The organism is uncultured Microbacterium sp. (assembly GCF_963528945.1).
Classification (GTDB): domain Bacteria; phylum Actinomycetota; class Actinomycetes; order Actinomycetales; family Microbacteriaceae; genus Microbacterium.
The window spans coordinates 300,899-315,970 of record NZ_CAURWX010000003.1 but is presented as its reverse complement, the minus strand read 5'-3'; the positions used below and the strand labels follow the sequence as shown (position 1 = coordinate 315,970).

14 protein-coding genes are annotated in these 15,072 nt (G+C 70.3%); 9 read left to right on the top strand and 5 right to left on the bottom strand.

Features of this window, described 5'->3' with window-relative positions:
- Positions 1-130 precede the first annotated feature (130 nt).
- The 4 genes from RWS82_RS11430 to RWS82_RS11415 all read left to right on the top strand — a co-directional run bounded on the left by RWS82_RS11430 (position 131) and on the right by RWS82_RS11415 (position 4,054).
- Positions 131-1,093 (top strand): sugar ABC transporter permease, encoded by a 963-nt coding sequence (locus RWS82_RS11430; protein WP_314650232.1) that lies wholly within the window; start codon positions 131-133, stop codon positions 1,091-1,093.
- Positions 1,093-2,052, top strand: a complete 960-nt coding sequence (locus tag RWS82_RS11425; RefSeq protein ID WP_314650231.1) for a carbohydrate ABC transporter permease — start codon at positions 1,093-1,095, stop codon at positions 2,050-2,052. Before RWS82_RS11430 ends, RWS82_RS11425 begins: the two co-directional genes overlap by 1 nt.
- A 34-nt stretch (positions 2,053-2,086) precedes the next feature.
- Positions 2,087-3,448, top strand: coding sequence for a sugar ABC transporter substrate-binding protein (locus RWS82_RS11420; RefSeq protein ID WP_314650229.1), 1,362 nt, complete (start codon positions 2,087-2,089; stop codon positions 3,446-3,448).
- 138 nt (positions 3,449-3,586) lie between these two features.
- Positions 3,587-4,054, top strand: a complete 468-nt coding sequence (locus RWS82_RS11415; RefSeq protein WP_314650226.1) for a GNAT family N-acetyltransferase — start codon at positions 3,587-3,589, stop codon at positions 4,052-4,054.
- 128 nt (positions 4,055-4,182) lie between these two features.
- Here RWS82_RS11415 and RWS82_RS11410 read toward each other — a convergent pair whose 3' ends face one another.
- A complete protein-coding gene (locus RWS82_RS11410; RefSeq protein WP_314650225.1) occupies positions 4,183-4,770 on the bottom strand; it encodes a hypothetical protein in 588 nt (195 codons plus the stop codon).
- Positions 4,771-4,905: 135 nt separating this feature from the next.
- Here RWS82_RS11410 and RWS82_RS11405 point away from each other — a divergent pair, with 135 nt between their 5' ends.
- Both RWS82_RS11405 and RWS82_RS11400 read left to right on the top strand, forming a co-directional pair.
- Positions 4,906-6,117: a glycosyltransferase gene (locus tag RWS82_RS11405; RefSeq protein WP_314650223.1), complete on the top strand. Its 1,212-nt coding sequence runs from the start codon at positions 4,906-4,908 to the stop codon at positions 6,115-6,117.
- A gap of 5 nt (positions 6,118-6,122) precedes the next feature.
- Complete coding sequence (locus tag RWS82_RS11400) at positions 6,123-7,334, top strand: glycosyltransferase (RefSeq protein ID WP_314650641.1); 1,212 nt, start codon at positions 6,123-6,125, stop codon at positions 7,332-7,334.
- A gap of 88 nt (positions 7,335-7,422) precedes the next feature.
- Here the strand turns inward: RWS82_RS11400 and RWS82_RS11395 are convergent, their stop codons facing one another.
- Together RWS82_RS11395 and RWS82_RS11390 are read right to left on the bottom strand one after the other, a co-directional pair.
- Positions 7,423-8,073 carry a hypothetical protein gene (locus tag RWS82_RS11395; protein WP_314650221.1) on the bottom strand — a complete coding sequence of 217 codons (651 nt, stop codon included), beginning with the start codon at positions 8,071-8,073 and terminating at the stop codon, positions 7,423-7,425.
- A 98-nt stretch (positions 8,074-8,171) separates the two neighbouring features.
- The gene (locus tag RWS82_RS11390; protein ID WP_314650219.1) at positions 8,172-8,333 is read right to left on the bottom strand and encodes a hypothetical protein; all 162 of its coding nucleotides are present in this window, start codon (positions 8,331-8,333) and stop codon (positions 8,172-8,174) included.
- Between the two features lie 87 nt (positions 8,334-8,420).
- Between RWS82_RS11390 and RWS82_RS11385 the strand changes: the two genes are divergently transcribed.
- Positions 8,421-9,401, top strand: a complete 981-nt coding sequence (locus RWS82_RS11385) for a helix-turn-helix domain-containing protein (protein ID WP_314650217.1) — start codon at positions 8,421-8,423, stop codon at positions 9,399-9,401.
- A gap of 177 nt (positions 9,402-9,578) precedes the next feature.
- Here the strand turns inward: RWS82_RS11385 and RWS82_RS11380 are convergent, their stop codons facing one another.
- Both RWS82_RS11380 and RWS82_RS11375 read right to left on the bottom strand, forming a co-directional pair.
- On the bottom strand, positions 9,579-10,586 hold the full coding sequence (locus RWS82_RS11380; RefSeq protein WP_314650215.1) for a LacI family DNA-binding transcriptional regulator: 1,008 nt from the start codon (positions 10,584-10,586) through the stop codon (positions 9,579-9,581).
- A 163-nt stretch (positions 10,587-10,749) separates the two neighbouring features.
- Positions 10,750-11,448, bottom strand: coding sequence for an NRDE family protein (locus tag RWS82_RS11375; protein ID WP_314650213.1), 699 nt, complete (start codon positions 11,446-11,448; stop codon positions 10,750-10,752).
- A 73-nt stretch (positions 11,449-11,521) separates the two neighbouring features.
- Here RWS82_RS11375 and coaBC point away from each other — a divergent pair, with 73 nt between their 5' ends.
- Complete coding sequence (coaBC, locus tag RWS82_RS11370) at positions 11,522-12,736, top strand: bifunctional phosphopantothenoylcysteine decarboxylase/phosphopantothenate--cysteine ligase CoaBC (RefSeq protein ID WP_314650211.1); 1,215 nt, start codon at positions 11,522-11,524, stop codon at positions 12,734-12,736.
- Positions 12,737-12,838: 102 nt separating this feature from the next.
- Positions 12,839-15,001 (top strand): AAA family ATPase, encoded by a 2,163-nt coding sequence (locus RWS82_RS11365; protein ID WP_314650209.1) that lies wholly within the window; start codon positions 12,839-12,841, stop codon positions 14,999-15,001.
- Positions 15,002-15,072: the final 71 nt, after the last annotated feature.

Sequence of the window (15,072 nt, the reverse complement as noted above, 5' to 3'; positions counted from 1 at the left end):
CATCCGCCCCCTCTTCCGTCTCCACTACCAGGTCGTTTCGCCGGAGAGAAGCGATTCACAGCGGAATCACATCTCCAGAGAAGTTGCAACCCCCGCGCGGAAGTGGAGAAGCGCTTCTACTGTCACGCTCATGTCAGACCAGTCCGTGACGGAGCGGCGAGCCGAGAAGCGGCTCGAACGCGCGCGGCGGGGCAAGGTCACCTACAACCGGCGGGAAGCGATCGCGGGATATCTGTTCATCTCGCCCTGGATCATCGGCTTCGCCATCTTCACCGCCGGGGCGATGATCTACAGCCTCGTCATCTCGTTCAGCTCGTACAACCTCGCGACGAACTCCGCCAAGCCCATCGGGCTCGCGAACTACGCCAACCTCTTCGAGGATCCGCGCGTGGCCGTCTCGCTCGGCAACACCCTCTTCTACGCCGTGATGGCGGTGCCGCTCGAGATCATCGTCGCGCTCGTGCTCGCCATGCTGCTCGCCGGGGTGCGTCGGGGTTCCGGCGTGTTCCGCACCCTCTACTACCTGCCCAGGATGACCCCGGCGGTCGCGACGGCGGCCATGTTCTTCCTGCTGCTCAACGGCAACTCCGGGGCCGTCAACCAGTTCTTGCGGCTCTTCGGCATCGACGGACCCCAGTGGCTCGTCGACCCCGCCTGGATCAAACCCAGCATCGTGCTCATGACGCTGTGGACCGTGGCGGGCACCATGGTGATCTTCCTCGCGGCCCTCAAGAACGTGCCGACCGAGCTCTACGAGGTGGCCTCGCTCGACGGCGCGGGCCCGGTGCGCCGGTTCTTCTCGATCACCCTGCCGATGATCTCCGGGGCGATGTTCTTCAACGTCATCGTGCTCTCGATCGCCGCCTTCCAGGTGTTCGATCAGGCCTACGTGCTGTTCTGGCGCGACCAGAGCAACTCGTCGCCCGAAGCGTCGCTGTTCTACGCGATCTACCTGTTCCAGCAGGCGTTCCGCCAGTTCGACTTCGGATTCGCCGCCGCCATGGCCTGGCTGCTCTTCGTCATCATCATGATCATCACGGTCATCCAGGTGAAGTTCAGCAACAAGTTCGTCTACTACGAGGCGGATCGTTGATGTCCACGTCCTACCGCCCCCTGCCCTCGTCGGTCGAGCCGCCGCGCGAGCCGTCGACCACGGTCGTCACGGTTCCCGAGAAGCGCCGGCGCCGACGCAACACCGCCGCCGCCCGCGAGAGCAGTGTCGTGGGGCGCATCCTGCGTCTCGTGCTGCTCATCGGGTTCGCGGCCCTGTTCCTGTACCCGTTCGTGTGGCTGCTCGCGGCGAGCCTCAAGCCGCGCGGCGAGGTGTTCGACAACTCGCTCATCCCGAAGACGCCGACCCCCGAGAACTACGTCGAGGTCTGGAACCAGCTGCCGCTGACGAACTGGATGTTCAACAGCGTCATGATCGCGCTGCTCGCCGCCGCGGCCGTGTCGATCTCGAGCTCGGTCGTGGCGTTCGGGTTCGCGTACTTCCGGTTCCCGGGGCGCGGGCTGCTGTTCGGCCTCGTGCTGGCGACGATGATGCTCCCCGGCGCGGTCACCATGATCCCGATCTACCTGATCTGGAAGCAGACCGGGATGCTCGGCACCTGGGTGCCGCTGTGGGGCATGAACCTCTTCGGGTCGGCGTTCTACATCTTCCTGCAGCGGCAGTTCTTCCTCGGGCTGCCGCGCGACCTGTTCGAGGCCGCCCGACTCGACGGCGCGAGCTACTGGAAGATGTTCTGGCGCATCGCGATGCCCCTGTCGATCCCGTCATTCGTCATCGTCTTCCTGTTCGAGTTCCAGGCGAGCTGGAACAACCTGCAGTCGGCGCTCATCTACCTCAACGCCGGCTCTCCGGAGGACTTCACCGCCCCGCTCGGCATCGCCTACGCGATGACGAAGTACAGCCCCACCGCGGGCGGCCACGGGGACTACCAGTACGTCATGGTCGCGGCCCTGCTGGTCACCCTCCCGATGCTCGTGCTGTTCGCCTTCGGGCAGCGGTACTTCATCGAGGGCGTGGCCACCCAGGGACGCAAGGGATGAGCGGCATCCGCCGCCGCCGAGAAAGGAAATGAACATGATGCGCAGAACAGCCGCTGCCGCAGCTCTCGTCACGGCATCCGTCGTGGTCCTCGCCGGATGCGGGTCGGGAGGTGGCGGCCAGGCCGCCGACGCCGACTTCGACGCCGAACCCGAGGGAACCCTCTCGGCCTGGGGCTTCGAGAACGCCGACGACGTCGGAACCTCGCGCCTCGACTACGCCGCCGCGCAACTCGACGGGGTCGAGGTCGACCTCGACGCGACCGCATTCGATGCGCAGAAGTTCACGACGCGCCTGGCCTCGGGCGACGTGCCCGATGTGGTGCAGATGGACCGCCGCTACGTCACGACCTACGCCGCGCAAGACCTGATCATGCCGCTCGACGCCTGCTTCGACGCGCACGACGTCGACCCGCGCTCGTACTGGTACGAGGCCGTCGTCGACGACGTCACCTACGACGACGCCGTGTGGGGCGTGCCGCAGTTCTACCAGCCGCCCGCGATCCTGCTGAACAAGACCGTGCTCGACGAGGCGGGTGTCACGGCCGAGGAGATCGACACGTCGAAGCCCGACGTGCTGCTCGCCGCGATCGAGAAGATGTACCAGGAGTCGAACGGCGTGCCCACCCGGCTCGGCTTCGACCCCGTCGCCACGGGGCAGAGCGGCCTGTGGGTGCTCGCCCTCGGCGGCCAGCTCAACGACGAGGACGGCAAGCCCACCCTCGACGACCCGAGCAACGTCGCCGGCATCGAGATGCTGAAGCAGATCACGGATGCCCAGGGCGGCTTCGCCGCGGTGAAGAGCTTCACCGACTCGTTCGACACGTTCGGCGACAACAACCAGTACGTCGCCGGTCAGGTCGGCGCACAGGTCAACGCCCAGTGGTACCCGAACGTGCTCTCGCCGTACGTCGACCAGGTGCAGCTCGAGGCGGTGCCGTTCCGCGACGCCGACGGCGAGCCGTTCTCGGTCGCCTCCGGCACCGCGTTCGTCATCCCGGCCGGGGCGAAGAACCCCTCCGCCGCGTGCGCCTGGATGCTCGACCTCACCTCGGACGAGGCGTGGGACGAGGCCGGTGCGGCGCGGGCCGAGACCCGCAAGGCCGACGGCGGCATCAACACGGGCCTGTTCACCGGCTCGCCCGCGGCCGATCAGCGCCTGCGCGACGAGTACGTGGTCGAGAGCGGCAACGCCGGCTTCGACCAGGTGATCTCGACCTACTACGACGTGGTCGACTACGGCCAGTCGTTCGGGTCGTCGCCCGCGGGGCAGGAGATCCAGAACGAGCTGAACAACGCCATCACCGCGGCGCTGCTCGGCGACAAGAGCCCCGAGGATGCTCTGGCCGACGCCCAGCAGGCCGCGATGCGCGCCTACGACAAGGCCACCGCCGGCTGACCCTCCCTCCCTCCCCTTCTGCTCCCGTCGCATTTTCTGTCGCTTCTCCGCACTCCAGGCGACAGAAAATGCGACGGGAGCAGGAGGGAGGGGAGAGGGGGAGAGCAGGAGGTGGGGGAGAGGGGGGAGACTGGGGGGATGATTCGACGGGCGGAACTCGCGGGGACGGATGCGGGGGCGGTGGCGCGGCTCGTCGCGGAGTATCTCCGGCAGACGGAGAAGGAGAAGGTCGCCCGCGGAGTCGCCGCTCCCACCGTCGGGCTCCCCGCGGCGTACGCGGCCGAGGTCAACGACCCGCTGATCGCCTACGCGGACTGCTCGGTATGGGGCGCCGAGATCGCGGGCGAGGTCGTCGGCGTCGTCGTGCTGCGCGAGGTCGAGGGCGAGTGGGAGATCAAGCGGCTGTGGGCCGCGCCGGACGTGCGCGGGCGGGGCGTGGGCTCCGCGCTCCTCGACGCCGCCGTGGTCGCCGCCGGGGGTCGTGTGCGCCTCTCCGTCTGGCAGTGGCGTACCGACGCCATCCGTCTGTACGAATCGCGCGGCTTCACCCCCGTGCCGTCGTGGGATGCTCGCCCCTCGCTCGTTTGCATGCGCCTGCACCCCTGACCCCGTCCGTCCCACACCCACCCCCCACCGCTCCCGTCGCATTTTCTGTCGCTTCTACACGCTCCAGGCGACAGAAAATGCGACGGGAGCGGATGTGGACCGGGGGGAAGAGGGGAGGAGGGCGCGGGTCAGGCGGGAGGGAGGCGGAGCACGTCGCCCGACTCGCCGCCGGTGAGGTCGTCGGCGATGCGGATGCTCCGCGCGAGGTCGTCGAGTGCGCTCTCGACCGTGCCGAAGCGCTCGCGGTCGCTGCAGATCGCGGTGAGGGTGATGAGGTGCGACCCCGCGTCCCACGTGTAGGTCGCGAACGGCGGCGCATTCGGCGACGGCGGCACCGGCACGATCAGCTTCTCGCCGGCGCCGAGGGCCGTGCGGAACGTCACCGTGTCGTCGTACTCCATCGGCATCGACGCCCGCGCGATGCGCAGCTCGGGGGTGAGCTGCTGCACGGTCGCCATCGCGACGACGAGGTCGGGCTCGGCCTTCCACGTCCACACGAGCACTCGGCCGTCGGCGCGCTTCATGAGCATCGGCGCCGCCTGGTTCATCGCCCAGGCGCCGAGCTTCGAGCCCGGGCGCCCCGTCGCGCCCAGCGTCTGGTTCGCCTGACCCAGCAGCATGCGGATCGCGGCCTTGCGGTGACGCCGCCCCCTCCAGCCGAGGGAGTCGGTCACGGGGATCCACAGCGCGGGGTCGGCATCCGCAATCAGTCGCATGACCCCACGGTAGACGGTCGACCCGAGAGGATGCCGGTGGGCCTCTGCAGCCCGCGCAGGGCCCTCCGGTAGAGTGGCCAGCGCCCTCACGGGCCGCCCCGCCGGGCACTCCTCGACCGCTTACCGTAAGGCAGCATGTCTGATTCTCCCTCCGACCCGACGAGCGCATCCGCCGGTGAGCGGCCGCTGCGCATCCTGATCGGCGCCGACACGTTCGCGCCCGACATCAACGGAGCCGCCCGCTTCGCCGAGCGGCTCGCCGCCGGTCTCGTGCAGCGCGGACACGACGTGCACGTCTCGGCGCCGAACCAGGCGTATCGCCGTGCGCGCCCGCACACCGAGATCATCGAGGGCGAGCGCATGACCCTGCACCGACTGCCCTCGGTGCGCTGGGCGCCGCACGACTGGCTGCGTTTCGTGTGGCCGTGGCGCTCGAAGCACTACGCCCGCACGGTGCTCGACCGGGTGAACCCCGATGTCGTGCACATCCAGTCGCACATCGTGATTGGTCGCGGTCTCGCGCGCATCGCGCGTCAGCGGGGCATCCCGGTGGTCGCCACGAACCATGTGATGGCTGAGAACATCCTCGAGCACACGAAGATGCCGGATGCGGTCAACCGGTTCATCCTGAGGCACGCGTGGGCCGACGCCAAGCGCACGTTCGATCTCGCGCGGGCCGTGACGACGCCCACCCGCCGTGCCGCCGACTTCCTCGAGAAGACCGTCGCGGTGAAGGGCGTCATCCCGGTGAGCTGCGGCATCGACCGCACCCAGTACACGCCCGTGCTGGGCACGCGCGAGCAGAACCGCATCGTCTTCGTCGGACGCCTCACCGCCGAGAAGCAGATCGAGGTCATCCTGCAGGCGATGACGAAGCTCGACCCGGCGCTCGACACCACGTTCGACATCGTCGGCGGTGGCGACCAGCGCAAGCAGCTCGAGAACCTCGCCGCGCAGCTCGGCCTCGCCGAGCGGGTCACGTTCCACGGCCGCACCACAGACGAGGAGCTGCGGGCGCTGCTCTCGCGCGCCAGCCTGTTCGTGATCGCGTCGATCGCCGAACTGCAGTCGATCGCGACCATGGAGGCGATGGCGTCGGCGCTGCCGATCGTCGCGGCGGATGCCGTCGCCCTGCCGCACCTCGTGCACGACGGCGAGAACGGCTACCTGTTCGAGCCGGGCAACGCCGACGAACTCGCCGCCCGTCTCACCGACGTGCTCACGGCCGACCCGGCTGAGTACGAGCGGATGCAGCAGGCCTCGCTCGACGGTGTCGTCATCCACGACATCAACCGCACGCTCGACACGTTCGAGGCGCTGTACCGCGACGCCCCGCTACCCGAGTGACGCCGATGCACGTCGTGTTCTTCGGCGACCAGCACCTCGACTCGCTCGGCGGTGCGCAGGTGTCGATGCGGCTGCAGCGGGATTTCCTCGAACGCGCCGGGCACACGGTCACGGTCGTGGCACCGCGCATGCACGGCGCTCGCGCGCAGCACACGGCCCCGCACCCGGGGAACCTCGACCTGCCCTCGATGCCGATCACACTCGACCGCGAGTACGCGATGAGCTGGCCGGGGCGCGCGACCGACCGGGTGCTCGACCGGGCGATGGCCGCTCGTCCCGCGGTCGACCTGGTGCACGTGCAGGCCGACTTCTGGGGCGCGTTCATCGGACACCGTTACGCCCACCGCCACGGCATCCCCGTGGTGCACACCATGCACAACCGCGTCGACGTCGGCATGGCCGCGGTGACCCCGCTGCACCGCCCGGCCCTCGCGGTGCTGAACGCCTGGCGTCGAGCCGCCCTGCGCGGCGTGGGCGAGCGGGTCGGCGGGAGCGACGGATGGGCGTTCCTGCGGGGGCTCGCGGCCGAGGCATCCGCCGTCACCGCCCCGTCGACCCACTTCGCGCGACGGCTCGAGCAGCACGGAGTTTTCGACCACGTCGACGTCGTCTGGAACGGCATCGACGACGATGTGCGCGCCCAGACACTGGCGGATGCTCCGTCGACCCGCCCGCCCGGACGTCCGCGCTTCGTGTGGCTCGGCCGCATGAGTCCCGAGAAGCGCCTGCTGCCGTTCCTGGAGTCGTGGGTGGCCTCGGGTGTCGATGCCGAGCTCGAGGTGATCGGCGGCGGAGGGCAGCGCGCGGCCGCCGAGCGCATCGTCGCCGGTCGCGACGGCGTGCGCTTCGCCGGGCGCCTCACCTACCCCGAGACGCTGGCCCGCATCGCGGCGGCGGATGCTCTCGTGCAGACGTCGATCGGCTTCGAGACGCAGGGCATGACCCCGTTCGAGGCAGCCACCCTGGGGACGCCGTCGATCATCAGCGACCCCGACATTGCCGCCGAGCTGGGCAGCGGGTTCTGGGCAGTTCCGGATGCCGGAGCCGACGAGCCGCGCCGCGTCGACGCGCTCGCCGAGACGCTGCGGATCGCCGTATCCGACATCTCCGACGGCCGCGCACCGACCCCCTCTCCCGAGGTCGCCGAGGCGTTCCGTCAGTCGAGTCGCACGGCCGCGATGGTCGAGGTGTACGAGCGGGTGCTCGGCGCGCGGTGAGACACCACTTCTGCCGTGAGGCCGCACGTGTGCCGTGGTGTCTCAGGGCACACGTGAGGTCTCGCGGCCGGCATGCGGGAGCGCGTCGTCAGCCCAGCGCGTAGAAGAGCGAACTCACCCAGCCCACCAGCACGCCGACGACCTGAGCGCCGCCGACGCCGATCGCGATGCCGGCGAGCAGACGCGAGTCGGTGCGTCGCAGCGAAATGAGCCCCAGGGTGAGTGCGGCTGCGGCGGCGAGGAAGCCCAGCAGGTTGACCACGAACCCGAGCACGCCCAGGCCCTCGTAGTCCATCGGCTGCGCCAGGAAGATGAACGGGTAGATCAGCGAGTAGAGGGTCGAGATCGCGAAGCCGACGAGCGCGAGGATGAACGCCAGACGCGCGAGTCCGCCGCCCGTGCCGCCCGCGTTCTGCGGGTACGGCTGCTGGCCGTATGCGGGCTGGGCCTGCGGGGCGCCGTAGGAGCCCGGATGCTGCGGGGCGGCCTGTCCGAACGGCTGCTGCGTGCCGGGCTGCTGCTGGCCGGGCTGCTGGCCGTACGGCTGCTGGCCCTGCTGCTGGCCGTACGGCGAGGCGGGCTGCGGGGCGCCGGCCTGGTGCGCGCCCGGCTGCTGCTGGCCGTACTGCTGCTGGCCGGGCTGCTGGCCGTACTGCTGACCGGGCTGCGCGCCGGGCTGCTGCTGGCCGAAGTGCGGGGACGGGGACGGCGGGAAGGACGGCTGCTGCGGGTCGCTCATGCCCCGAGCGTAGACCCCCGGGTGTTCTCGGCGCGATGGGCGGGCGCCGGGATTCCGGGCATCGGTGCGTGCGGGATGCCGCGCCGCAGTCCCGCGGGTCAGCGGTAGCCGTGCGCGGTCTCGGCGCGCTGCAGGGGGTCGCCCGGCGGCACGCGGTTCCAGTCGGTCGGGGTCGGGCGGTATCCGTCGCGGCGCAGTTCGACGGCCGTGGCGACGCCGGCCCAGGTGACGGAGGCGAGGAGGAGAAGGAGGAGTACCATGGCAGAAACGCTACGGAAGCGCCGTAACTGCCACGAGTGGCAGCACGGACGGTATCCGTAGGAATCCTGCCAAGCCTCGGAGGCCCTGTGAAGACCGTCGCCTGCATCGTCCAAGACGGTTTCGCCCCGTTCGAGTTCGGGCTCGCCTGCGAGGCGTTCGGATTGGATCGGTCGGCCGACGGTGTGCCCAACTTCGACTTCCGCGTCGTCGCGCCGCATCCGGGGGTCGTCACCTCGAAGCTCGGGTTCTCGATCAACGTCGAGCACGATCTCGCATTCGCGTACGAGGCCGACCTCGTGGTGTTCTGCCCGATCCCGCGCGAGTACTGGACGAATATCGACCCGCTGCTGATCGACGTCGCTCGGCACGCCGTCGAGCGCGAGGCCTGGGTGCTCACGATCTGCAGCGGCTCTTTCATCCTCGGTGCAGCCGGGGTGCTCGACGGGCGACGGGCGACCACCCACTGGATGTACTCCGAGACGCTCGCGGCGATGTACCCCGAGGTCGAGATCGACCCCGATGTGCTGTTCGTGCAGGACGGCCGGGTCATCACGAGCGCCGGCACGGCCGCAGGCATCGATGCCTGCCTGCACCTGCTGCGCGTCGAGCTCGGAGCCGAACTCGCCAACCGCATCGCCCGCCGCATGGTCGTGCCGCCGCAGCGCGACGGCGGCCAGGCGCAGTTCATCGATCGCCCCATCCCCGTCGTGCCGAGCGACTCGCTCGCGGCCGTGGCCGACTGGGCCGTCGAGCACCTCCGCGACGACCTCGGCGTCGATCAACTCGCCGCCCGAGCGCTCATGTCGCCGCGCACCTTCGCGCGGCGGTTCAAGGCCGAGTACGGGGCGACGCCCGCGGCCTGGCTCGCCCGGCAGCGCATCATCCACGCGCAGCGGATGCTCGAACGCACCGACCTCGCCCTCGACCGCATCGCTGAGGAGTGCGGCTTCGGATCGGCCGCGGTGCTGCGGCAGAACTTCGCCCGCGTGCTCGGTACGACGCCCACGGCCTACCGGGCCCGCTTCTCGTGCGCGGTCCCGGCATCCGCCCCCGCCCTCGCCTCCTGACCCGCGGTCCCCGCCCCGCCCCCCGTCCCGCCTCACCAACGATGCGGGATCAAAATCGCACGCTCCCCGGCGCTTGGGCGTGCGATTTCGATCCCGCAACCGGGGTAGAGGGGGGCGAGGGCGGGGTGAGCAGGGGCGGGGCCCGGGGTACGGGGGTGGGGAGGTGCGGGAGCGGGCTCAGAGGGCGCGGGTGGTGGAGCGCTCCACGAGCGAGCAGGGGAGCAGCACATGCGCGGCATCCTGCCCGGGCGACGCGAGGCGGGCGAGCAGCAGCTCGACCGCGCCATGCGCCATGTCGAGGATCGGCTGGCGCACCGTCGTGAGGTCGAACGCCTGCCACGACGACATCGCGACGTCGTCGAAGCCGAGGATCGACACATCCTCGGGAACGCCGATGCCGAGGGCCTTCGCGGCGTTGAGGGCGCCGAACGCGGTGAGGTCGTTGTGGCAGAACAGCGCCGTCGGCGGTTCGGGCAGGCGCAGCAGGCGCGTCGCGGCGTCGAAGGCGCGGGTGTAGTCGAGGTTCGCCGACTCGAACAGCTCGTCGTGGAACTCGACGCCGGCGTCGGCCAGTGCGGCGAGGAAGCCCTCGTGGCGCTCGCGCACGGAGGCGGTGGTGAGCGGACCGGCGATGACGCCGATGCGGCGGTGCCCGAGTGACGTGAGATGACGGCCGGCGATGCGGCCGCCGTCGAGGTTGTCGGGCGAGATCGAGTCGTTGTCGGTCACGGCGCCCGGGCCCATCGTCACGGCCGGCACGCCGAGCGAGACGATGCGACCCTCGTCGTCGGCCGACAGCAGGGTGGTGGTGAGGATGACGCCGTCGACGTTCGTCTCCCACAGTGTGCGGGCGAGGTCTTCCGTGGTGTCGGCGCGGCCCGAGAGGATGAGGGTGCGGTAGCCGGCGCGGGTGAGTTCGCCGCTGATGGTGTGCAGCAGCTCGGCGTAGTAGCTGTTGCGCGGGTCGCCCAGCACGACGCCGATCGTCTGTGTCCGGCTGGTGACGAGGCTGCGGGCGCTGAGGTTCGGGCGGTAGCCGAGCCGTTCGATGGCGGCCTCGACCCGGGTGCGGATCTCGTCGGAGACGCCTTCGCGACCGTTGACGATGCGCGAGACGGTGGTCTGCGAGACGCCCGCCGCCTTGGCGACATCGATGCTCGTGACCCCGCGGGTTCTCGACGGCATGGCCCCTCCTCTTCCGTGCCGGGGATTCCATGCTAGACCGGCGGGGCCGGCCGATGACTACGCAGTCGTCCGGCGTGGCGGGTGGATGCGCGACGTGGTGCGGTGGTGGCGCGGGGTGGATGCGCCGCGTGGACGGGCGGCGCCGGACGGATGCCCGATGCGGTCAGCCCCAGTGCGCCGGGGTGGGAAGCGTGTGGTCGCGCACCTCGACGCCGGTCGGGGTGAGCGATGCTGTCGCGTACAGCAGCGACTGGGTGGGGTAGCCGTGCGGGCGGTTGTCGCGGATGATCGCGCGGTCGTCATCGGGCGACAGCTCCGCCGATTCGGCGAGCAGCCCGGTCCAGTCGGCTGCCCAGTCTTCGCTCTCCGCGGCCGGACCCAAGGCGCGGAAGCGGGGGAGCCACATGTCGATGCGCGGTGTCGCCGGGTCGTCGAGGTCGTCGTGCGCGATCATGTGCGTCCCCGGCGCGACCGGGGTCTCGCGCACCTCGACGCCGTCCCACGAGAGCACGCGGGCGCCCTCCGGTCCGACCTCCAGAAGGTTGAACCCGTGCATGGGCGGGGTGCCTGCGGGGGAGTGCCCGGCTACCGACTCGAGCGCGAGTGTGCCGCGGGACACCGCGCGCTCAGCGGGCAGCTCCTGCAGGTCGGCGCGGTTGAGCAGCACGGCGAGGCGGCCCCGTGCCGGGTCGACCGCGAGCCACGCGCCGCCGGCGCGGCGATCACGGATGCCGATCACGCCCGGGTACCGCTCCGGCCACCAGGGGCCGAGGGCATCCCATTCGCGCTGCGGGTCTTCGTCGCGCACGGCCAGCAGCCGCGCCGCGCCTGCGCTCTCGACATCGATCACGACCGTGCACACCCTTCCGAGTCTAGGCGCGCCCCGCGTCGCCGGCACGGCCCGGGCGGACGGATGCTGGGGCAGAATCGGAGGCGTGAACATCGTCGTGGGAGTCACCGGCGGCATCGCCGCATACAAGGCGGTGCACCTCGTGCGCCTGCTCATCAAGGAGGGGCACGACGTCACGGTGGTGCCCACCGAGGGCGCGCTGCGCTTCGTCGGTCTGCCGACGTGGGAGGCGATCAGCCGTCATCCCGTGACGACCAGCGTGCACGACGATGTCGCGCGCGTGCGGCACGTCGCGCTGGGGCAGAATGCCGACCTCGTCGTCGTCGCTCCGGCCACCGCGAACACGATCGCGTCGATGGCGGCCGGTCTCGCGGGCGACCTGCTCGGCACGACGCTGCTGGCGACCGAGGCGCCGGTGCTCATCGCCCCCGCGATGCACGCCGAGATGTGGCGGCACGCGGCGACGCAGGCGAACATCGCGACCCTGCGCTCCCGCGGAGTGCACCTCGTCGGTCCCGCCGATGGCGAGCTCGCCGGTGGTGATGCGGGCCCGGGGCGCATGTCCGAGCCGGAGGAGATCCTCGCCGCGGTGCAGGCGCTCCTCGCCCCCGGCGACCTCAGCGGCCTCCGTGTCGCGATCTCGGCCGGTGGCACACGAGAGCCGATCGATCCCGTGCGGTTCCTCGGCAACCGGTCGAGCGGCCGACAGGGCGCCGCGCTCGCGGCGGAGGCTGCGGCCCGCGGCGCCCTCGTCACCCTGGTGGCCGCGCACGTCGATGCCGCGGTGCTCGATGCGGCGGAGCATCCGTCGATCGACGTCGTGCACGTCGGCACGGCCTCCGGACTGTCCGCCGCGATGAAGGATGCCGCCGCCTCGGCCGACGTGGTGGTGATGGCCGCGGCGGTCGCCGACTACCGGCCGCGCGAGGCCGCCGATCACAAGCTCACGAAGGCCGAGGGCGGGCTCGGACGCATCGAGCTCGTCGAGAACGAAGACGTGGTGGCGGCCCTCGCGGCGGCGCGCTCCGAGGGGCGCGCCCCCGCCGGGCAGACGATCGTCGCATTCGCTGCCGAGACGCTGCCGGATGCCGAGGATCGCCGAGAGCGTGCGCGCGGCAAGCGCGAGCGCAAGGGCGTCGATCTGCTCGCGGTGAACCTCGCGGATGCGGAGCACGGGTTCGAGAAGCCGCACAACGCCGTCGAGGTGATCGGCGAGGGCGGAGCGGTCGTCGCCGAGGCGGCGGGAACGAAACGCCAGGTCGCAGGCGCGATCTGGAATGCGGTGCTCGGCATCCGCTGACCGTCGGCCCGTTGTCGCCGACGCCACCTCCTGCTAAACTTGAGTCAAGCCAACTCAAGTTTGAGTGACCATCGACCAGAAGGAGTCTCCCAGGAGGGACAGATGAGCAACCCCCAGACCGGATCCCCCAACGAGCAGCAGACCGCGCTCGAGCAGTTCGGCATCAACCTCACCGACCGCGCACGCCAGGGCAAGCTCGACCCCGTCATCGGGCGCGACAGCGAGATCCGTCGGGTGAGCCAGGTTCTCACCCGACGCACCAAGAACAACCCGGTGCTGATCGGCGAGCCCGGCGTCGGCAAGACCGCCGTCGTCGAGGGCCTCGCGCAGCGCATCGTCGCGGGCGACGTCGCCGAGTCGCTCAAAGACAAAGAGCTCGTCACCCTCGACATCTCGGCCCTCGTCGCCGGCGCGATGTACCGCGGCCAGTTCGAGGAACGGCTGAAGAGCGTGCTCAAGGAGATCACCGAGTCCGACGGACGCGTCATCACGTTCATCGACGAGCTGCACGTGCTCATGGGCGCAGGCGGCGGCGAGGGGTCGGTCGCGGCATCCAACATGCTCAAGCCCATGCTCGCCCGGGGCGAGCTGCGGCTCATCGGCGCCACCACACTCAACGAGTACCGCGAGTTCATCGAGAAGGATGCCGCTCTCGAGCGACGCTTCCAGCAGGTGTACGTCGGCGAGCCCACGGTCGAAGACACGATCGCGATCCTGCGCGGCCTCAAGGAACGGTACGAGGCTCACCACAAGGTCGCCATCGCCGACGGCGCGCTCGTCGCCGCCGCATCCCTGTCGAACCGCTACCTGCCGGCCCGGCAGCTGCCAGACAAGGCCATCGACCTCATCGACGAGGCCGCGTCGCGGCTGCGCATGGAGATCGACTCGGCTCCGGTCGAGATCGACGAGCTGCGCCGGCACGTCGACCGTCTGAAGCTCGAAGAGCTCGCCCTCAAGAAGGAGAAGGACCCGGCGTCGAAGGAGCGGCTGGCCGCGCTGCGCGACGACCTCGCCACCGAAGAGGCGAAGCTCGCCGAACTGCAGGCCCGCTGGGAGCGGGAGCGTGCATCGCTCAACCGCGTCGGTGATCTCAAGACCCGCCTCGACGCGGCGCGCATCGACGCCGAGCGGGCGCAGCGCGAAGGCAACCTCGAACGCGCGTCCCGGCTGCTGTACGCCGAGATCCCCGCCCTGGAGCGCGAGCTCATGGAGGCCGAGCGCTCCGAGGGTGCCGACGGCGACGAGGGGCGGATGGTCAACGAGCAGGTCACGGACGAAGACATCGCCGGCGTCATCGCGGCGTGGACGGGCATCCCCGTCGGACGACTGCTGCAGGGCGAGACCGAGAAGCTGCTGCACCTCGAGTCGGAGCTGGGCAAGCGCCTGATCGGCCAGAAGGATGCGGTGAAGGCCGTGTCGGATGCGGTGCGCCGCTCGCGCGCCGGCATCAGCGACCCCGGTCGCCCCACCGGATCGTTCCTGTTCCTGGGTTCGACCGGTGTCGGCAAGACGGAGCTCGCGAAGGCGCTCGCGCAGTTCCTCTTCGACGACGAGCACGCCATGGTGCGCATCGACATGTCGGAGTACGGCGAGAAGCACTCGGTGTCGCGTCTCGTCGGCGCCCCTCCGGGATACGTCGGCTACGAGCAGGGCGGTCAGCTCACCGAGGCCGTGCGTCGTCGCCCGTACAGCGTCATCCTGCTCGACGAGGTCGAGAAGGCGCATCCCGAGGTGTTCGACGTGCTGCTGCAGGTGCTCGACGACGGTCGGCTGACCGACGGTCAGGGGCGCACGGTCGACTTCTCGAACGTCATCCTGATCCTGACGTCCAACCTCGGTTCGCCCATCCTCATCGATCCCGTGCTGTCGGTCGACGAGAAGCGCGAGCAGGTGATGGCGCTCGTGCGTCAGGCGTTCCGGCCGGAGTTCCTCAACCGGCTCGACGACATCGTGATGTTCCAGGCGCTCAGCGAAGACGACCTCGCGCAGATCGTCGAGCTGTCGATCGACCAACTGCACACGCGGTTGCGCGACCGTCGGCTCACGCTCGCCGTCACCCCGGATGCGCGGTCGTGGCTGGCCGAGCGCGGCTACGACCCGGTGTTCGGTGCCCGGCCGCTGCGCCGCCTCATCCAGACCGAGGTGCAGAACAAGCTGGCGACGGCGCTGCTCTCGGGCGGCGTGCGCGACGGCGACACGGTGCGCGTCGACGTCGCTGCCGACGGCACGGGTCTTGCCCTGACGTCGTCGTCCCCGGAGGTCTGACCCTCCCCACGACAACGCTCCCGTCGCACTATCTGTCGTTTCCGCCTCGGCGGGGCGACAGAAAGTGCGAC